General features: G+C 72.6%; 13 protein-coding genes and 2 pseudogenes. 2 read left to right on the top strand and 13 right to left on the bottom strand.

The window, feature by feature from the left end; translation table 11 throughout:
• Positions 1-31: 31 nt before the first annotated feature.
• From ACFU6K_RS06945 to ACFU6K_RS06885, 13 genes are all read right to left on the bottom strand, one after another.
• Complete coding sequence (locus tag ACFU6K_RS06945; protein ID WP_380661331.1) at positions 32-1048, bottom strand: ABC transporter ATP-binding protein; 1017 nt, start codon at positions 1046-1048, stop codon at positions 32-34.
• Positions 1041-2090: an ABC transporter ATP-binding protein gene (locus tag ACFU6K_RS06940; protein WP_380661330.1), complete on the bottom strand. Its 1050-nt coding sequence runs from the start codon at positions 2088-2090 to the stop codon at positions 1041-1043. The genes ACFU6K_RS06945 and ACFU6K_RS06940 overlap by 8 nt, the downstream gene beginning before the upstream one ends.
• Before the next feature lie 20 nt (positions 2091-2110).
• A complete protein-coding gene (locus ACFU6K_RS06935; RefSeq protein ID WP_380661329.1) occupies positions 2111-3052 on the bottom strand; it encodes an ABC transporter permease in 942 nt (313 codons plus the stop codon).
• Positions 3045-3971, bottom strand: coding sequence for an ABC transporter permease (locus ACFU6K_RS06930; RefSeq protein WP_380661328.1), 927 nt, complete (start codon positions 3969-3971; stop codon positions 3045-3047). The genes ACFU6K_RS06935 and ACFU6K_RS06930 overlap by 8 nt, the downstream gene beginning before the upstream one ends.
• A gap of 140 nt (positions 3972-4111) precedes the next feature.
• Positions 4112-5755, bottom strand: a complete 1644-nt coding sequence (locus tag ACFU6K_RS06925) for an ABC transporter substrate-binding protein (RefSeq protein ID WP_380661327.1) — start codon at positions 5753-5755, stop codon at positions 4112-4114.
• Positions 5756-6186: 431 nt separating this feature from the next.
• Complete coding sequence (gene typA, locus ACFU6K_RS06920; RefSeq protein ID WP_380661326.1) at positions 6187-8091, bottom strand: translational GTPase TypA; 1905 nt, start codon at positions 8089-8091, stop codon at positions 6187-6189.
• Positions 8092-8444: 353 nt separating this feature from the next.
• Entirely contained in the window at positions 8445-10274 is a 1830-nt protein-coding gene (locus ACFU6K_RS06915; protein WP_380661325.1) for an ABC transporter family substrate-binding protein, read from the bottom strand.
• A gap of 92 nt (positions 10275-10366) precedes the next feature.
• The gene (locus ACFU6K_RS06910; protein ID WP_380661324.1) at positions 10367-12967 is read right to left on the bottom strand and encodes a SpoIIE family protein phosphatase; all 2601 of its coding nucleotides are present in this window, start codon (positions 12965-12967) and stop codon (positions 10367-10369) included.
• 228 nt (positions 12968-13195) lie between these two features.
• Positions 13196-15955, bottom strand: a complete 2760-nt coding sequence (locus ACFU6K_RS06905; RefSeq protein WP_380661323.1) for a SpoIIE family protein phosphatase — start codon at positions 15953-15955, stop codon at positions 13196-13198.
• A 139-nt stretch (positions 15956-16094) separates the two neighbouring features.
• Positions 16095-16583: an NUDIX domain-containing protein gene (locus tag ACFU6K_RS06900; RefSeq protein WP_380661322.1), complete on the bottom strand. Its 489-nt coding sequence runs from the start codon at positions 16581-16583 to the stop codon at positions 16095-16097.
• 99 nt (positions 16584-16682) lie between these two features.
• A complete protein-coding gene (locus ACFU6K_RS06895; protein ID WP_380661320.1) occupies positions 16683-16877 on the bottom strand; it encodes an SPOR domain-containing protein in 195 nt (64 codons plus the stop codon).
• Positions 16878-17025: 148 nt separating this feature from the next.
• A complete protein-coding gene (locus tag ACFU6K_RS06890; RefSeq protein WP_380661319.1) occupies positions 17026-18564 on the bottom strand; it encodes a DUF4190 domain-containing protein in 1539 nt (512 codons plus the stop codon).
• 171 nt (positions 18565-18735) lie between these two features.
• On the bottom strand, positions 18736-19554 hold the full coding sequence (locus ACFU6K_RS06885) for a methyltransferase domain-containing protein (protein ID WP_380661318.1): 819 nt from the start codon (positions 19552-19554) through the stop codon (positions 18736-18738).
• A 167-nt stretch (positions 19555-19721) separates the two neighbouring features.
• Between ACFU6K_RS06885 and ACFU6K_RS06880 the strand changes: the two are divergent.
• Together ACFU6K_RS06880 and ACFU6K_RS06875 are read left to right on the top strand one after the other, a co-directional pair.
• Positions 19722-19871: pseudogene (locus ACFU6K_RS06880) on the top strand (deaminase); the annotation flags it as partial.
• 38 nt (positions 19872-19909) lie between these two features.
• A pseudogene (locus tag ACFU6K_RS06875) lies at positions 19910-20012 on the top strand (phosphatidylserine decarboxylase); the annotation flags it as partial.

Raw genomic sequence — 20012 nt, 5'->3', positions numbered from 1 at the left:
CCGCGGGCCCTTCCTGGGAACCACCGGGGGATCAGGCCGCGGCCTGCTCCCGGACCTCGGGGAAGTGGCAGGCCGACTCGTGGGCGGCCGCGCCCTCCAGCAGCGAGGGGACCGCGAGCAGCGGGACCTCCTCGGAGCACCGCTCCTCCGCCTTCCAGCAGCGGGTGCGGAAGCGGCAGCCGGACGGCGGGTTGGCCGGCGAGGGGATGTCCCCGGTGAGGATGATCCGCTCGCGGGACTCGCGCGCCGCCGGGTCCGGCACCGGCACCGCGGAGAGCAGCGCCTGGGTGTACGGGTGGGTGGCGTTCTCGTAGATCTCCTCGTCCGAGCCGATCTCGACCATCTTGCCCAGGTACATCACGCCGACCCGGTCGGAGATGTGCCGGACGATGGAGAGGTCGTGCGCGATGAACATGTAGGAGAGGCCGAACTCGCCCTGCAGCTGCTCCAGCAGGTTGATCACCTGCGCCTGGACGGACACGTCCAGCGCGGAGACCGGCTCGTCGCAGATGATGATCTCGGGCTTGAGCGCGAGGCCGCGGGCGATGCCGATGCGCTGGCGCTGGCCGCCGGAGAACTGGTGCGGGTACCGGTTGATGTACTCCGGGTTCAGACCCACGACGTCCAGCAGGTCCTGGACGGCCTTGCGGCGGTCGCCCTTGGGCGCCACCTCGGGGTGGATCTCGAACGGCTCGCCGATGATGTCGCCGACCGTCATGCGCGGGTTGAGCGAGGTGTAGGGGTCCTGGAACACCATCTGGATGTTCCGGCGGACGGCCTTCAGGGCGGCGCCCTGCAGCGTGGAGATGTCCTCGCCCTTGAACAGCACCTGGCCGGAGGTGGCCCGCTCCAGGTTCATCAGCACCTTGGCCAGCGTGGACTTGCCACAGCCGGACTCGCCGACGATCCCGAGCGTCTCACCCTTCTTCAGCTCGAAGGAGATGCCGTCGACCGCCTTGACCGCGCCGACCTGCTTCTTGAAGAGGATGCCCTGGGTCAGCGGGTAGTGCTTGACCAGGTCCTTGACCTCCAGGATGTTCTCAGCCATGGAGGGTCTCCTTCCAGAGGTGGCACGCGCTGCGGCGGCCGGTGAGCTCCTTGCCGTCCTTGTCCGTGACGTGGTGCAGCGCCGGGATCTCGGTGCGGCACAGGTCGGTGGCGACGTCGCAGCGGGGGTTGAACGCGCAGCCGGTCGGAACCTTCAGCAGGTTCGGGGGCAGGCCCTTGATCGCGTACAGCTCCTGGCCCTTCTGGTCCAGGCGCGGGATGGAGCGGAGCAGGCCCTTGGTGTACGGGTGCGCGGGGTTCGCGTACAGGTCGTGCACCGGGGCGGTCTCCACGATCCGGCCCGCGTACATCACGGCGATCTTGTCCGCGACGTCGGCGACCACGCCGAGGTCGTGGGTGATCAGGATCAGGCCCATGTTGTACTCGGCCTGCAGCTCGGCCAGCAGGTCCATCACCTGGGCCTGGACGGTCACGTCCAGGGCGGTGGTGGGCTCGTCCGCGATGATCAGGTCGGGCTGGAGCGACAGCGCCATCGCGATCATGATGCGCTGGCGCATGCCGCCGGAGAACTGGTGCGGGTAGTCGTTCACCCGCTGCCTGGCGGCGGGGATGCGCACCCGGTCCATCAGCTCGATGGCCTTCTCCTTCGCCTCCTTGCGGGAGGCGCCCTGGTGCACGCGGAACATCTCGCCGAGCTGGTAGCCGACGGAGAGCACCGGGTTCAGCGCGGACAGCGCGTCCTGGAAGATCATCGCGATCTTCCGGCCGCGGATCCGGCGCCGCTCCTCGTTGCTCATCGTGAGCATGTCCTGGCCGCGGTACAGGATCTGGCCCTGGGTCACCTTGCCCGGGGGCATGTCCAGGATGCCCATGATGGTCTGCGCCGTCACGGACTTGCCGGAGCCGGACTCGCCGAGCACGGCGAGCGTCTCGCCGGCCGCGACGGAGTAGTTGACGCCGTTCACGGCCTTGGCGACACCGTCCCGGGTGTGGAACTCCACGTGGAGGTCCTTCACCTCGAGAAGAGGAGTGCCAACTTCGAGACGGTCGTTCTTCTGGTCGTTCTCGATCACGGTGGTCATCGGGGTCGTCACCTCTTCTCTCAGCGGAGCTTCGGGTCGAGGGCGTCGCGCACCGCGTCGCCGAGCATGATGAACGCCAGCACGGTAAGGCTCAGCATTCCGGCCGGGAAGAACAGGGCGAACGGCGCCGTACGGATCACCTTCTGGGCCGAGTTGATGTCGATGCCCCAGGAGATGGTCGGGTCCTGCAGGCCGATGCCGAGGAAGCTCAGCGTCGCCTCGGTGGCGATGTAGCCGCCGAGCGCGATGGTGGCGACGACGATCACCGGGGCGACCGCGTTCGGCAGGATGTGCTTGAACATGATCCGGCCGGTGCCGGCGCCGAGCGCCTTGGCGGCCGTCACGAAGTCGGACTGCTTGACCGTGATCACCGAGCCGCGCATGACACGGGTCATCTGGGTCCAGCCCAGGGCGACCAGCGCGAAGACCACGCTCCACACGGTGCGCGAGGTGAAGGCGTTCAGGACCACCAGCGAGCCGAGCAGCAGCGGGATGCCGAAGAAGATGTCGGTGATGCGGGAGATGATCGTGTCGACCCAGCCGCCGAAGTAGCCGGCCACCATGCCGGCCAGGCCGCCGAGGATGGTCACACCCAGGGTGACGCAGATGCCGACGATGATCGAGGCGCGGGCGCCGTAGACGACGCGGGCGTAGATGCTGCGGCCCTGGAGGTCGTAGCCGAACCAGTCCGCCTGGAACAGGTGGCCGTAGTTCGGCTTCGTCAGGTAGTGGTTGCGCAGGTCGCCGGCCCGCGGGTCCACCGAGGTGAACAGACCGGGGGCGATCGCGATGACGATCAGCAGCAGGATCAGCACGGCGGAGATCACGAAGATCGGCTTGCGCCGCAGGTCGTGCCACGCGTCGGAGCCGAGGCTGCGGGGCTTCTCGGGCTTGGCGGCCGCGGTGGCGGCGCGCTGCGCCGGGATGTCCCCGGCGGTCTTCTTCTCGGTCAGGTCAGGCATAACGGATCCTCGGGTCCAGGACCGCGTAAAGCAGGTCGACGAGCAGGCCGGCGGCCAGGTAGACGATCACCAGGAAGGCGACGAAGCCGGAGACCGTCGCGCCCTCCTTCATGTTGATCGCTTGGAAGAGCGCGTGGCCCACACCCTGGACGTTGAAGATGCCCTCGGTGACGATCGCCCCGCCCATCAGCGCACCGAGGTCGGTGCCGAGGAAGGTGACCACCGGGATCAGCGAGTTGCGCAGCAGGTGGGTACCGATCACCTTGCGCCGCGGCAGGCCCTTGGCCACCGCGGTGCGGACGTAGTCCGCCTTGATGTTCTCGGCGATGGAGGTACGGGTGAGGCGCGCGACGTAGGCCAGCGAGAGCGAGCCGAGCACCACGGCCGGCAGCACCAGCTGGGTGATGTCGTTGCTGTCCTGGACGGTCGGGGTGACCCACTTCAGGTTCTGCCCGAAGACCGTCTGGAAGATGAAGCCCAGCACCGGGACCGGGATCGAGATCAGCAGCAGGGTGAGGACCAGGGCGCCCTTGTCGAAGAGCTTGCCGCGGCGCAGACCGGCGTACAGGCCGATCCCGATGCCGAGCACGATCTCGATGAGGAACGCGAACAGCGCCAGCCGGACCGTGACCGGCAGCGCCTCGGTGATCTTGTCGATGACCGGACGCTGGTCCAGGCCGATGCCGAAGTCACCGGTGAACAGCTTCCCCATGTAGCTGAGGTACTGCTGCAGCAGCGGCTTGTCGAAGCCCTGCTGGTGCCTCAGGGCGGCAACCTGCACCGGGTCCGGCGCCTTGTCGCCCCACAACGCTGCGACCGGGTCACCGGGCAGCAAGTGCACCATGAAAAAGATGAGTGCGGTCGTTCCGAGGAACACCGGGATCATCTGGAGCAGTCGCCTCGCGACAAAGCGCCCCATCGTGCCTCCATGTATGACTCTGCCGGGCCCGTCAACCCGGCAAGAGATAAGTCGGCGTGCCAACGGCCGGTGCCAGTCCTCGCCCTTGTGGGGATGGACGGGCACCGGCCGTTGTCACCGGGTCAGGCGGTGCCGACCGATTACTTCTTCTTCTTGACCTCGACGTCGGTGTAGACCGGGTCGCCGAAGGAGTTGAACTTCACGTTCTGGACGTTCTTGGAGTAGCCGGAGCTGGTCTTGTAGTACCAGAGCGGGATGGCCGGCATGTCCTTGGCCAGAACGGCCTCGGCCTGCTGGTAGAACTCCGCGGTCTTCTCGACCGTGGTGGCGGCGTCCGCCTCCTTCGACAGCTTGTCGAACTCCGGGCTGGAGTAGCTGCCGTCGTTGGCCGCGGCACCGGTGCCGTAGACGTCGCGCAGGAAGTTGGCGTTCAGCGGGTAGTCCTGCACCCAGCCGGTACGCATCATGCTCTGGACCTGCTTGTTGGTGACCAGGTCACGCGAGGTCTTGAAGTCCGGCTTCGGGTCACCGAGGCACTCGACGCCGACCGCCTGGCGGATCGAGTTGCAGACCGCGTCCACCCACTCCTTGTGGCTGCCGTCGGAGTTGTACAGGATGGTGATCTTGCCGCCGGGAACGCCGCCGCCCTCGGTGATGAGCTGCTTGGCCTTCTCCGGGTTGTACTTGCAGGCGTCGCCGCAGGTGCCGGCCTTGTAGCCCATGACGCCGGGCGCCACGAACGAGTCGGCGGGGATGCGGTTGCCGTTCAGCACGGTCTTGGTGATGGTGTCGCGGTCGATCGCCATCGAGAGGCCCTGACGGACCTTCTCCTTGCCCGGGGCGTTCCAGTCGCCCTGGTACAGCGCGAAGGAGATGTTCTGGATGGCGCCCTGCGGCTGGTCGACCGCGCGCTTGCCCAGGTCGTCCTTGTACTTCGGCAGGTCGGTCGAGTCGACCTGGTCCAGGACGTCCAGGGTGTCGGACATCAGGTCCTTGTACGCGGCCTCACCGGCGGTGTAGTTCCGGAAGATGACACCGCCGTTCTTCGGCTTGTCGATGCCCGTGTACTTGTCGTAGGCGGACAGCGTGATGGCCTTGTTGTGCTCCCACGAGACGAACTTGTAGGGGCCGTTGCCGACCGGCTTCTGGCCGTAGCCGGCCGGGTCGGCGAAGAAGCCCTCGGGCAGCGGGAAGAAGGCCGAGTAGCCGAGCTTGTACGTGAAGTACGAGACCGGGGTGGTCAGTTCGATCGTGAAGTGGGTGTCGTCGACGACCTTCAGACCGGACATCTCGGTGGCGGTCGGGTCACCCTTGTCCTTGTCCGGGTGAACCGCGTCGTAGCCGACGATGTCGGAGAACCAGTCCGAGTTGATCTGGTTGTTCTTCGGGTTGGCCGACCAGTTCCAGGAGCTCACGAAGGACTTGGCGGTGACCGGGGTGCCGTCGTGGAAGGTCCAGCCGGACTTCAGCGTGACGGTGTAGTTCTTGGCGTCGGTGGTCTCGATCTTGTCGGCCACCTGGTTGCGCAGCGCACCGGTCGCGGGGTCGTAGTCGACGAGGCCCTTGAAGAGCTGCTTGACGATACGGCCGCCCTGGTTCTCCATGGCGTTGGCCGGCTGGAGCGGGCGCTGCGGCTCCGCGCTCTGGTAGCTGAAGCTGGCGCCCGGGTCGACCGCAGCGCTGTCGGAGCTGCCCCCGGAGGAGTCGCTGCTGCTGCACGCAGTCGCAGCGAGGGCGACAGCAACAGCTGCGACAACCCACTTGGCCTGGCTCGCACCGCGCATCGGTGTGCCTCCTGAATTCGACGTTGCAACGAGGAGGGCACTGCGGAACGGTTCCCACCGGACCCGCTGTGCCGTCCGCGCTCGTGGTTTCGGCGCGCACCCCTGCGCGTTCACCCTTGACCCGAGCCTGACTGCACCCACTATCCGTCACGCACGGACACGAAAGTGACCAGTGACGATCTCAATTAGGTCACATGAACAGTCGGTAAGTTTCGAAAACCGGACATTTGAGACATAGCCAGACAGGCACCAAACGGACAGTCGTCACGGATGACGAACTGTCACGTCCGCTCAGCGGACACCTGGGTGTGATGAGCGCTATTCCGTGAATAGCGGCCCAGACAACTTGGAGTAGTTGAAAAAGTTCGCCCCCCTCTCCATGGGAAAGGGGGGCGAATCATTCCGGCCAATGGCCGTTCAGTGCGTCCGAATCACGCCTTCTTGGCGCGCGAGGCGGTGCGACCGCGGTCCTTCTGGTCGAGGACGACCTTACGGATGCGAACCGTCTCCGGGGTCACCTCGATGCACTCGTCCTCGCGGCAGAACTCCAGCGACTGCTCCAGCGAGAGCTTGCGCGGCGGGACGATCGACTCGGCCACGTCGGCGTTCGCCGACCGCATGTTGGTGAGCTTCTTCTCCTTGGTGATGTTCACGTCCATGTCGTCGGCGCGCGAGTTCTCACCGACGATCATGCCCTCGTACACCTCGGTGCCCGGCTCGCAGAAGAGCACGCCGCGCTCCTGCAGGTTGGTCATCGCGAAGGCGGTGACCACACCGGCCCGGTCGGCGACCAGCGAGCCGTTGTTGCGGGTGGTCAGGTTGCCGAACCACGGCTCGTGGCCCTCGTGGATCGAGTGCGCGATGCCGGTGCCGCGGGTGTTGGTGAGGAACTCGGTGCGGAAGCCGATCAGGCCGCGGGACGGCACGACGAACTCCATCCGGACCCAGCCCGAGCCGTGGTTGGACATGTTGTCCATCCGGCCCTTGCGGATGCCCATGAGCTGGGTGACGGCGCCCATGTGCTCCTCGGGCACGTCCACCGTGAGGCGCTCGACGGGCTCGTGGGTCTTGCCGTTGACCTCCTTGGTGACCACCTGCGGCTTGCCGACGGTCAGCTCGAAGCCCTCGCGGCGCATGGTCTCGATCAGGATGGCCAGCGCCAGCTCACCGCGGCCCTGCACCTCCCAGGCGTCCGGACGCTCGGTGTCCAGGACGCGCAGCGAGACGTTACCGATCAGCTCGCGGTCCAGGCGGTCCTTCACCTGGCGGGCGGTGACCTTGCGGTCCACCTTGACGCCGGCCTTGGCGTCCGCGCCCTTGCCGCTGCCGCCCCGGCCGACCAGCGGCGAGGTGTTGGTGCCGATGGTCATCGAGATGGCCGGCTCGTCCACCGTGATCAGCGGCAGCGCGATCGGGTTCTCCGGGTCGGCCAGGGTCTCGCCGATCATGATCTCGCCGATGCCGGCGACGGCGCAGATGTCACCGGGGCCGGCCACCTCGGCCGGCTTGCGGGTGAGCGCCTCGGTCATCAGCAGCTCGGAGATGCGGACGTTCTGGATCGAGCCGTCGCGCTTGATCCAGGCCACGGTCTGGCCCTTGCGCAGCTCGCCCTGCTCGACGCGGAGCAGCGCGATGCGGCCGAGGAAGTTGTCGGCGTCCAGGTTGGTGACGTGGGCCTGGAGCGGGGCGTCCTCGTCGTAGCTGGGGGCCGGGACGTGCTCCAGCAGGGTGGAGAAGAACGGCTCCAGGCTCGTGCTGTCGGCCGGGACGGTGCCGTTCTCCGGCTTGGTCAGCGAGGCGATGCCGTCACGGGCGCAGGCGTAGACGATCGGGAACTCGATCTGGTCCTCGTCCGCGTCCAGGTCCAGGAACAGGTCGTAGGTCTCGTTGATGACCTCGTCGATCCGGGAGTCCGGACGGTCGGTCTTGTTGATGCAGAGGATGACGGGCAGGCGGGCGGTGAGCGCCTTGCGGAGCACGAACCGGGTCTGCGGCAGCGGGCCTTCGGAGGCGTCGACCAGCAGGACGACCGCGTCCACCATCGACAGACCGCGCTCGACCTCGCCACCGAAGTCGGCGTGGCCCGGGGTGTCGATGATGTTGATGGTGATCGGCGCGCCACCATCCTTGGGGTGGTACTTGACCGCGGTGTTCTTCGCGAGAATGGTGATGCCCTTCTCGCGCTCCAGGTCGTTGGAGTCCATCATCCGGTCATCGAGCTGCTGGTGGGCTGCGAAGGCGCCGGCCTGCTTGAGCATGGCGTCGACCAGCGTGGTCTTGCCGTGGTCGACGTGGGCGACGATGGCGACGTTACGGATGTCGTTGCGCGTGGGCATGCCTAGCGGATTCTCCCGGAATCGTGGGTTACGGCGCCCGGCCGCGAGACGCGCACTTGCGGCCCTTTCGGCCGCTGCCACCCGTTCCGCCTGCTACTACCGGTCCACCCGCCGGGCATATCGACATGCCTCGGCTTCCTCCTATCGTACGGGGAAGCGCCCAGGTGAGCAGAAACGGGCAGGTCGCAGGGGATCAAGATCACAGCCGGATCACACGGCCCCCGCCCGGCGACCGGGCTCCGGCCCCCTTCCGTTCGTGCTCCGACGACCCGGCCGACGCCCCGGGCCGACGCCCCCGGACCGATGTCCGGGAGGCGTCCGCCGACGCCGTGCGCCGCCCCGCCCGGGAAGCCCTACCGGCCCCAGCCCACGTCCTGGAAGCGCGGCCACCCGAAGCCGTACGCGCCCGCGCCGACCACCCCGGTCCGGACCCCGACCAGCTCCGGCCGCTGGTAGAGCGGCACCGAGTGCCCGAGCTGCCAGATCCGTACGTCCGCCTCCTGGAGCAGGTCGAGCCGGGCCGCCGGGTCCGGTTCGGCGGCCGCCCGGTCGAACAGCCGGTCGATCTCCTCGGTGCCGCCACGGCCGAAGTTGCCGCCCGGGTCCGGCACGCCGTCGGGGTCCGGCCGGGGCTTGGCGTAGGCGGGGCGCTGTTCGCTCGCCGGGCTGGGGCCGACCGGCCGGGAGAAGAGCGCGAGGTCGTAGTCCCCGGCCGCCAGGTGCTCCGCGACGAAGGACTCGGCGGGCACGGGCACCTGCCGCACCGCGATCCCGGAGTCCGCGAGGCCGGCGGTGAGCGCGTCGGCGGTGCGCTTGGCGGTCGCCGAGCCGGCCGGGAGCAGCAGCGAGAGGGCCAGCGGCTTGCCGCCCCTGGTCCGGACGCCCCCGCCGGCGGGCCGCATCCAGCCCGCCTCGTCCAGCAGCAGGACCGGATCCGCCTGGTCGACCGCGCCGCTGTTGTCCCGGTAGCCCTCCTGGTCGCCGGCGAGCAGGTGGCTGCCCAGCGGTGCGGCGGGCAGGCCGAGCGGGGTGAGCGCGGCGTCGGCGATCCGCTGCCGGTCGACGGCCCGGGTGACGGCCCGGCGCACCAGCGGGTCGGTCAGCGGGGCGTGCTCGGCGTTGAGGGTGAGCTGGGTGAGCGAGGCCGCGGCGGCCCGGTGCACGGTGACGCCGGGCAGCGACTCGGCCCGCCGCAGCGCCAGCGCCGCCGACTCGGGCGCGGCCGCGGGCGGCGGCGCGACGGAGGGTGAGGCGGAGGGCGAGGCGGAGGCGGGAGCGGAGGCGGCGGAGGCATCGGCGGCCGGGGCCGGCACCGCCCGGTCCACCGCCGCGGTGAGCGGGGCGACGTCCAGCCGGTCCTGGTCCAGCGCGTCCAGCCGCTGGTCGGGCGGTGCGGCGAGGAAGTCGATCCGGTCGGCCTTCGGCGGCTCGCCCCACCAGAGCGGGTTGCGCACCACGGTGACCGTCCCGCCCTCGGCGTCGTACCGGGAGAGGGTGTACGGCCCGGCGCTCGGACGGTCGCCGCCGGTCAGTGCCTGGTCGAAGGCGGCCGGGGTGGCCGTCTCGGCGGCCGGGTAGAGCGGCCCGAACAGCGAGCGCCACTCCGCGTACGGCCGCCGGAAGGTCACCCGCACCTCGTGCGGATCGGCGCCCGGGGCGACCGCTTCGATGGCGTCGTACCCGGCCGCCCGCCCGCCCCGGTACGCGGGGTCCAGGCCGGACAGCGCGGTCCGCTGGGCGTCGAGGTCGGCGGCCGAGAGCGGGGTGCCGTCGCTCCAGACGGCGTTCGGGTTGAGCCGGTACGTCACCACCTGCGGCGACTGCCCGGGCGGGGTGGACTCGGCGCCCGCCAGGTAGTCCGGGTCGGGGGCGAGCCGGCCGTGCTCGTCGGGCCGGAACAGCGAGGGGTACAGCGCGTGGGCGAGCAGCGCCGAGTCGGCGGTCGCCGCGCCCTGGTAGACGTTCAGCGTGGCCGGGACGCCGTCGAGGGCCCAGCGCAGCGTGCCGCCGTCCCGGACGGCGGCGCGGTCGACCGGCCCGACGTCCCCGGTGGTGGCGGTGGGCTCGGCCGGGGCGGGCACGGCGGCGGGGGTGCGGGCGGGGCCCGGATCGTCGGAGCAGCCGCCGAGACCGGCGGCGAGCAGCAGCGCGGCGGCTGCGGCGGTGAGCTGGCGGACGCGCATGGCGGCCATCGAACGCCGCCCCGGGCCCCCGACCCGCGCCGACACGGCGGCCGGCCGGGCGACTGCACCCGTCCGGCCCACCGCTCCGGGCGCTACAGCCCCAGCTCGAACCAGACGATCTTGCCCTTGGGCGTGCGCCGACTGCCCCAGCGCTCGGCCAGCAGGCTGACCAGCTGCAGGCCGCGCCCGCCCTCGTCGGTCTCCTGCGCGCGCCGCTGCCGGGGCTGCGCGTAGCCGTCGTCCCAGACCTCACAGACCAGGCCGCGCTCGCGCAGCAGCCGCAGCCGGATCTCGCCCCGCCCGTGCTTGAGCGCGTTGGTGACCAGCTCGCTGACCAGCAGTTCGGTGGTGTCGACCAGCTCGTCCAGCCCCCGGGCGAGCAGCCAGCTGCACGCCAGCTCGCGCGCCTTGGCCACCGAGGTGGGCTCGGGCGGCAGGAACCAGTTGCCGACGGCGTCCTCGGGGAAGGCGTGCACCTTGGCCATCAGCAGGGCGATGTCGTCCTCGCCGTGGTGCGGGTTGAGCTCGCCGAGCACGTGGTCGCAGAGGTCCTCCAGCCCCTTGCCCCCGTCGGAGAGCGCGGAGCGGAAGGCCCGCAGGCCCTCGTCCAGCTGGTGCTTGCGGCTCTCCACCAGGCCGTCGGTGTAGAGGGCGAGCACGGCGCCGTCCGGGAGGGTCAGCTCGACCTCCTCGAAGGGCTCGCCGCCGACGCCGAGCGGCAGGCCGGGCGGCACGTCGAGCATCCGGGAGCTCTCGCCGGGGCTGAGCAGGACGGGCGGCAGGTGGCCGGCGTTGGCGAAGACGCAGCGGCGGGTGACGGCGTCGTAGACCGCGTAGACGCAGGTCGCCAGGTAGACCTCGCGGGCCTCCTCGTCGGCCGTCGAGGTGAGCCGCCCGTACGGGGTGGGCGGGCCGGCCGGCACCGAGTCGTCGCCGAGGCCGCGGGCGATCTCGTCCAGGGCGCCGAGCACCTCGGCGGGGTCGAGGTCGAGCATCGCCAGGGTGCGGACGGCGGTGCGCAGCTGGCCCATCGCGACGGCGGCGCGCAGACCGCGGCCCATCACGTCGCCGATGACCAGCGCGGTGCGGTTGCCGGGCAGCGGGATGACGTCGAACCAGTCGCCGCCGACCTCGGTGTTGTTGTTGCTGGGCAGGTAGCGGCAGGCGATCTCCAGGCCGCTGGCGGCCGGGTTGCCCGGGGGCAGCAGGCTGCGCTGGAGGATCAGCGCCCGCTCGTGCTCGCGCCGGTAGAGCCGGGCGTTGTCGATGCAGACGGCGGCGCGGGCGACCAGTTCCTCGGCGATCGCGACGTCGCGGGCGTCGAACGGCTCGCTGCCGATCGCCCGGGAGAGCTGGACGAGGCCGAGCACCTGGTCGCGGGCGACCAGCGGGACGATCAGGGTGGAGCGCAGCAGCGGGTCGCGCCCGGGCTCGGGGACGACGCTGCGGCCGGTGCGCAGCGCCCGGGCGTGCGGGGAGCGGCGCGGGTAACAGAGCGTGCCGCCGGCCTCGGCGATCGGCAGGCCGGTGACCGAGCCGAGCACCGAGGAGGCGCCGCCGATCACGCTGGAGACGGCGACCCGGCGCAGTTCGCCGCTGCCGTCGGTGAGCACGGTGTCGCCGAGCCGGCCGGCGCTGGGCACGGTCTCGCCGGAGAGCAGCGCGGTGTAGAGGTCGACGGTCGCGAGGTCGCAGAACGGCGGGACGACGACGTCCAGCAGTTCCTTGGCGGTGGTCTCCAGGTCGAGGGTGGAGCCGATGTGCGCGCTGGCCTCGTTGAGCAGGGCCAGGTTGCGGCGCACCCCGTCGGCCTCGCGCTCGGCGACATGCCGGCTGGTGACGTCGGAGACCTGTCCGGCCACGCCCATGGTCTGCCCGGCGGAGCCGTTCAGGCGGTACAGCGAGACCGCCCAGAGCCGGTTGCCCTCGCGGGTCGGCACGGCGCCGTGGAAGCGCAGGTCGAAGACGGGCTCGCCGGTGGCCACGACCTTGCGCAGGGCGGCGGTGAGCCGGTCGGCCTCGGACGGCGGGAAGAGGTCGTGCGGGGTGAGGCCCTCCAGGTCGGTGGGGACCAGTCCCATCCCGGAGGCGAAGGCGTCGTTGACCCGCTGCAGCCGCAGCCGGTCGTCGAACAGCACGAAGCCGGTGGGCGTCTGCCCGAAGACGGCCTCGGAGGCGGCCAGGTCGGTCTCGATCCGGCGCAGCCGCCCGAGGTCGACGGCCAGGCAGGTGGCGCCCGCGGTGGGCAGGGCGCTGTCGGGCATCAGGTAGAGCTCGGCGAGGCCCTCGCCGCCGTCGGCGTCCCGGTACGGGGTGGTGCCGACCCACTCCTCGCCCGCCAGGGTGCGCTCCAGCCGGGCCCGGCCGCGCTGCCAGAGCTCGCGGGGGACGAAGGTGGTGACCGGGTCGGCGCCGACGGCCTCGGCGGCCGGGATGCCGAAGAACTCGGCGGCGCGCTCGCTCCACTGGCTGATCCGCCCGTCGGGGCCGATCGCGAAGGTGGCGACCCGGATGTAGTCGTAGATCGAGCCGGGGTCGCCGGCGCCCCAGGCGTGCTCCTCGGCGGCGGGATGGTGGCCGCGCCCGGCGACCGCGCCGTCCGGTACGGACAGGTGCGCGGAACCGGCCTGCCCGGGTACAGCGGCATGACCGCTGCTGCTCGGCGACACGCTCCGCGCCGGAGTGCTGTTCAACGGACCGACCCCTCCAACCCGCGACCGTCCGGATGTCGAGAAGACCGAGTATTCATCATCGAGGGGTACGTTCACACGCCCTCAACATCACAACATCAGATCGGGCGAAGGTTTTTGTCCTACCGCCCGCGCAACCACAATGCCACGCTCGCGCCCCCTTCCGGAGCGCGCGCTCCCCCTGAGCGCCCGATGGCATATGCGACCCCGCTCCCCTGCTGTTCGTTCCGCTCACGATCCATCGGGCTCACTACCCGGCAGCGCCTGCTCGAACCAGACCACCTTGCCGATGCCCTCGGCCCGGGCTCCCCAGCGCAGTGCCAGCCGGTGGACCAGCTCCAGACCGCGCCCGCCCTCGTCGGCCTCGGCCGCGTGCCGCTCCCGGGGCGGGTCGGGCAGCGGGTCGGAGATCTCGACCAGCAGCGTCTCACCGAGCGTCAGCCGCACCCCGATGGGGGCGCTGGCGTACCGGACGGCGTTCGTGACCAGCTCGCTGACGAGCAGTTCGGCGGTGTCGGTGAGCTCCTCGACGCCCCACTCGACGAGCGTGGCGCGGACCAGCCGGCGGGCCCGGGAGACGGCGGTGGGCTCGGCCGGCAGGGTCCAGCCCGCCGTCGGGGTGCCGGCCTGACCGTGGCCGAGCCGGGCCAGCAGCAGCGCGACGTCGTCCGGCTCCCGGCCCTGCTCCATGGTGTCCAGCACGGCCTCGCAGGCGGCCTGGATGGAGGCGTGCGGCCCCTGGAGCACGGTGACCAGCCGGCCGAGGCCGACGTCCAGGTCCTTGTCCCGGGACTCGACCAGGCCGTCGGTGCACAGCGCCAGCAGGCTGCCCTCGGGGATCTTCAGTTCGACCGACTCGAACGGGACTCCGCCCACCCCGAGCGGGGCACCGGAGGGCAGGTCGAGGATGCGGCCGGCGCCGCCGGGCAGCGGGCCGCCGGTGCGGGTCGGCTCCGCGCCGGCCTCGCCCGGCACCACCAGCACCGGCGGGATGTGCCCGGCCTTGGCGACGGTGAGCCGGGCCGTCGCCGGGTCGAAGACCGCGTAGACGCAGGTGGCCAGCAGCGCCTCGTCCGGGCCCTGGGCGAGGTCGTCGGCCAGCTCGTGGACGTGCCGCAGCAGGACGTCCGGCGGCAGGTCGAGGGCGGCCAGCACCCGGACGGCGGTGCGCAGCCGTCCCATCGTGGCGGCGGCCCGCAGGCCGTGGCCCATCACGTCGCCGACCACCAGCGCGGTGCGGTCGCCGGGCAGCGGGATGACGTCGAACCAGTCGCCGCCGACCTCGGTGCCGCTGCTGCCGGGCACGTACCGGTAGGCGACCTCGACGCCGGTGGGCTGCGGGACCTGCTGCGGGAGCAGGGTGCGCTGGAGGGTGAGCGCGGCGGTGCGCTCGCGGGCGTAGAGGCGGGCGTTGTCCAGCGAGCTGCCGGCCCGGTCGGCCAGTTCGACGGTGAAGGCCAGGTCGTCCCGGTCGAAGCCCTCGCGGTAGCCGGCCCGGCTGACCAGCAGCAGGCCGATCACGATGCCGCGGGCGCGCAGCGGCACGACCAGCATCGAGTGCACGCCCAGGTCCCGGGCGGCCTGCATCTTCGGGTCGCCGGGGTAGGTGACGTCGTCCAGCTGGTCGGCGCCGGACAGCAGCTCGGGCACGCCGGTGCGCAGCACCCGGCCGCAGACCGAGTCCTCGGCGAAGGTGATCCGGGCGCCGCGGCGCAGCATCACGTCCACCTCGGGGCCGTCCTGGACGGAGGCGGTGCCGAGCTGGAGCAGCGAGGTGCGCCGGTCGTGGCCGTGCCGGGGCAGGTCGTCACCGTGCGCGACGGCCTGGAGCAGGACCACCGCCGAGTGGTCGGTCAGCCGGGGGACGACCGAGCCGGCCAGCTCCTGGGCGATCCGGGAGGCGTCCAGCAGGTCGCCGACCCGGGAGCCGAACTCGTTGAGCAGCGAGAGCCGGCGCCGGGCGTGCTCGACCTTGGCGACCGCCCGGTAGCGCTCGGTCACGTCCATCACGGTGCCGGAGATGCCGAGCACCCGGCCGGAGCGGTCCGTCATCCGGCTGTAGGAGATCGAGCGGTAGCCGGCCCGGGTGGTGACCGGGGAGGCCAGGGTGACGTCGATGACCGGCTCGCCGGTGGCCAGCACCTGGCGCTGGATGGCGGTGATCTCGTCGGCGGCCCGCTCCGGCAGGGTCTCGCCGGTGGTGCGGCCGACGTGGTCGTCCGGGGCGACGCCGTTCATCTCGGCGAGGGTCCGGTTGACGGCGGTGTAGCGCAGGCCGGTGTCCATGATGGCGATGCCCAGCGGGGACTGCTCGAACAGCGCGTCGCGCACCGCGAGGTCCCGCTCGACGGCCTGGACGGCGGCCGCCTCGGCCATGTTGACCTGGAGGAACGGGGTGCCGTCGCCGTCCACCAGGAGGGAGATCCGGGCGTCCACGGCGACCGGGGCGCCGTCCCGGTCGCGCAGCTCGGCGTAGCCGGCCCAGCGGCCGTGCCGCAGGGTGTCCTGGATCGCGCCCCGGATCCGGGCGACCTGCTCCCGGTCGGGGATCAGCTCGTCGATCCGGCGGCCGACCAGCAGCTCGTTCGGCCAGCCGAGCAGCTCCTCGGCGGCGGGGCTCCAGAGCACCACCCGGCCCGCGGTGTCCAGGATCGCGATGGCGACCTTGAGCATGTCCAGCAGACTGCCGCCGGCCGGTGTGCCGGGGGTGCCCGGGGCGTCGGCCGGCCCGCCGGGGAACGGCCGGGTGGGGCGTCCGCGCAGGCCGCCCCGGGTGCCCGGCTCGGCCACCGCCAGGGTCGGTGCCGGCTGGTCGGGCCGTACGGTGTCGGGCCGCGCGGTGCCGGGGGCCTCGACGGTGCCGCGGTGGCGGGCGGCCGACGACTGGGGGGCGGCCGGACGGGCGGCGCGGCGCAGTCGGGCGCGGGCGGCGGCGCTCCCCGCGGAGCCTGCCCGCCGCTCTCCCCCGCCACCGTTCCCGGTACTCGACACCGACGGGGCCTCCGGCTCTGGTCGGGATCGGCGTCGCCGGCTGGGGACGGCTCACCGATGGTGACGAATAGTGCCGAAAAGTGACATACCCAGCAGCATCCAGGCTATCCCGGCCCCCGGGTCGTCTTGTCCGATTGACCTACCCGGCGGACTGCGCGTCGCCCACCGCCGGCGCGCTGTCGGCGGTGCCCGCCGGGGTGCCCGTGAGCAGCCGGGCGACGTGCGGCAGCACGTCACGGTCGTGGTCGATCCAGTCCACGGCGTCCAGCTCGTCCGGGCCCAGCCAGCGCAACGCGTCGTGGTCCTGCAGTGCGCGCGGCTCGCCGGACAGCAATTCGGCGGCCCAGAAGCGCAGCTCCAGGCCGGGGCGCACGGCCCACGCGCCCGGCAGCCGGACCAGCGCGCGCGCCCGGACGCCGAGCTCCTCCAGCAGCTCCCGCTCCAGCGCCTGCGCCTCGGTCTCCCCCGGCTCGGCCTTGCCTCCGGGGAACTCCCACCGGCCGGCCACCGCCTCGGGCGCGCTGCGCCGGGCGGCGAGCACCCGGCCGCGGTGGACCAGCGCGCCGCCGACCACGATCCGGGGCGGAGCGGCGGGGGCGTCGGGGGTGGGGTCGTGGGTCGCGTCCATGGGCCCGACCCTACGGTCTGCCGTCGGGCCCGGGCGTTCGCGAAGGGCTCGGGGCTGCGGAGGGCTCGGGGCTGCGGAGGGCTCAGGGCTGCGGAGGGCTCAGGCGTTGCGGACCGTCCCGTCCGCCGGTTCGGGCCGGGCCGCCTCCCCGTCCTCCTCGACCCAGTACAGCTGCTTGTGGCCGCGGGCCTCGAACTCGGCGGCCAGCCGCCGGGCCTCCGCCCGGTCGAGGTCCCTGGCGACCACGAAGCGGTTGCCGTTGTCGTCCTGCCGCATCACCCGGTGGGTACCCATGGCGGGAGGGTACCGGGGGCTCCCGCGGGAGGACCGGTCCCCGGCTCGCGTGGGGGTCGGGCCGGGGACGTGCCCACGACCGTACGGCCGGTGGGTTACCGGCAGGTACGGGCCCGGTCAACGGCCGGTAACCACGCCTCCGGATGGCTCAGACCCGCAGGTCGGGCGCCTGCTCCCCGGTCGACAGGTCCAGCCCGCGGCGGATCTCCACGATCGTCGGCGTCGTCCTGGCCTCCAGCGCCCTGGCCTTGCGGAGGTCGCCCGCCAGGTCGGTGCCGGAGGCCGCGGCGTCCCAGGCGGCGGCCGCCTGCGACTTGGCCTCGGCCAGCTTGGCGATCCTCGGCTGGACGTCGGCCGGCCAGGCCACCCCCGTCCTGCCCAGCACCGCCGCCTGGGTGCGGGAGGCGGAGGCCACCCGGCGCGCCCAGGCCCGGTAGTCGGCCTCGGCCTCGGCAACCTCCCGCTCCGGCTGGTCCAGGTAGTCGTCGTTGAAGGCCCGGGCGGCCTCCAGGTAGGCCAGCTGGGGCGCGGTCAGGTGGCCGCGGTCGGTGCGGACGGTGCCCCGGTGCCGGTCCTCGCGGTCCTCGTAGGCGCAGGTCACGTACCGCGAGCCGGACGCCCAGTTCTTCTCGGTCGGGTAGAGGTAGACGTCCTCCATGCCGTCGGGGACGGTCCACTGGTCGAGCGCGTAGCCGCTCAGCACCTGGCGGCACAGCCGGCCGGCCGACTCGCGGGCCGCGCGCTCGCCCGGGTAGGCGCCGGCGCCGAGCAGGAGGTCGGCGGTGCCCGCCACCTCGCCGTGGTGCGGCTCGGTACAGGCCACCCGGTACACCCAGTACACCGTCTCGTCGCCGCCCGCGTCCGCCGTCGACCCGCCCTGGGGGGAGTCGTAGCAGTCGCCGGCCTTGAGGTCGGACCAGTGCACCGAGCCGGCCGGCGCCTTCGGGGGCAGGCCGGGGCGGCCGGCCCGCGCCGAGCTGAAGTCGGCCGCGCCGAGCAGCAGGGCCATCAGCACCGTGCCGATCGTGCCGAGCACCAGGCCGGTCACCGCCATGCCGGAGCCGCGCTCCTTGCGGCGGTTGATCTGGACCAGCGCGAGGACGCCGAACACCAGGGCCACCGGGGCCACCAGGAGCAGGCCGGTGACCAGGGAGCCGACGGCGAAGCCGTTGGTGGGAGCGGGGCCGGGGACGAACCCGGGGCCGGCGAACCCGGGGCCGGGCGCGCCGGCCGGGCCCTGGCCGGGGGCCGGGGCGTACGGGTGGCCGGGCTGGAAGCCGGACTGGGCGGCGGGGGTGACGGAGGCCCAGCCGCCGGCGGGCAGCGGGTGCGGCGGCTGGGGCGGGGCGGCCGACGGCGGGACGGCCTGCGGGGCCGGGGCCGGGGCCGGGGCGGCGGGCGGGCCGGCGGAGAGGTCGGGGGCCGCCCAGGGGTCGGCGGGGGCGGCGGGGGCCACCGGCTCGGCGGCGCTCGCGGGTTCGACCGGGCTCGCCGGATCGGCCGGGCTCGCGGGCTCGGCGGTGTCCTTGCGGAAGTCCACCCGGGGGTCCTGCCCGGCCGTCGGCGCCTCCGCCGCGTCCGTACCACCCGTGCCCGCCTCCGCGTCCGTCCCCGCGTCGGCTCCCGTGGCCGCGGACGGCTCCGGCTCCGGCCCCGGGACGGGCGGCTCGGACTCAGGCTTGGACACGTGGACTCCCCCAACCCACCGGGGCGGGCATCGGCTCGGCGCTCGGCACCATGGCTCCGCGCCACGGCTCGGACCCGAACGGACCCGAACGGGCCCGATCTGAACGGTCGCGCGACTTTACCCGATCTTTCCGAACACCTGCCCGCCCTTTCCGGTCCGCCCCCCGCCCGCTCAGCCGCGGGCCAGCACCTCCCCGTGCAGCATCGAGAACCAGCCGTCCCCGGCGGCACTCCACTCCCGCCAGCCGTCCGCGATCCACTCCAGCTCGTCCTGCTCCGCGAGGCCCAGCCCGACCGCCGTCCGGCCCAGCGCGGTGCCCGTCACCCGGTCCGCCCACATCCCGCCCCACCAGGCGCGCTGCTCGGGCGTCGCGAACGTCCAGGTGGAGGAGGTCGCGGTGACCTCGGTGAAGCCGGCCGCGCGGGCCCAGGACAGCAGCCGCCGGCCGGCGTCCGGCTCGCCGCCGTTGGCGCGGGCGGTCCGCCGGTACAGCTCCAGCCACCGGTCCAGCGCGGGCGCCTCCGGGAACCAGGTCATCGAGGCGTAGTCGACATCGCGGACCGCGACCACGCCGCCCGGCACCGTCACCCTCCGCAGCTCGCGCAGCGCGGCCACCGGGTCGGCCACGTGCTGGAGCACCTGATGGGCGTGCACCACGTCGAACTCGCCGTCCCGGTACGGCAGCCGGTGCACGTCGGCGCACTCGAAGGCGACATTGGACAGCCCCCGCCCGGCGACGTGTCCGGCGGCCTGCTCCAGCACCTCGGCGGAGGCGTCCACCGCGACCACCCGCCCCTGCGGGCCGACCAGCCCGGCCAGGTCCGCGGTGATCGTGCCGGGCCCGCAGCCGACGTCCAACAGGGCCTGCCCGGGCCGCAGTTCGGGCAGCAGGTAGCCGGCCGAGTCGGCGGCGGTACGGGAGCGGTGCGAGCGCAGCACGGCCTCCTGGTGGCCGTGGGTGTAGACGGCGGCGGGCTGCGGTCCGGTCATGAGGTCCCCCCTGGGCGCGGTCGGCCGCGGTGCTCCGCGACACCCCCGACGCTACCCCTCGTCCCGTATCGCGAGAAGAACAGTCTCGCATTCCGGTCACCGCGGACCGGGGCCGCGCCCGGCCGCCGTACCGTGGAGGCGCCCCCGACAGAACGGTCCCCCCGCCCATGCCCGGCCCGCGTCCCTACGTCCTGCTGAGCGCCGCCGTCTCGCTCGACGGCCACCTCGACGACGCCTCCCCCGACCGGCTGCTGCTCTCCAACGCCGCCGACTTCGACCGGGTCGACGAGGAGCGCGCCGCCGCCGACGCCGTCCTGGCTGTCTCTTATACACATCTAGCGTTGGTCCGGCGGCAGTGAACGGCGTACCGCGCCTGTTCGCCCGCAACGAGCGCCTGGTCTGCCACTTCGACACCAGCTTCGGGCCGATGGTCAGCGTGATGGTCGGTGCGCTGCTGG

This window comes from Kitasatospora sp. NPDC057512, assembly GCF_042802135.1.
Lineage (GTDB): Bacteria > Actinomycetota > Actinomycetes > Streptomycetales > Streptomycetaceae > Kitasatospora.
Note: the sequence above shows the minus strand (reverse complement) of the source record. Positions and strands in the feature narration are given on the sequence as shown.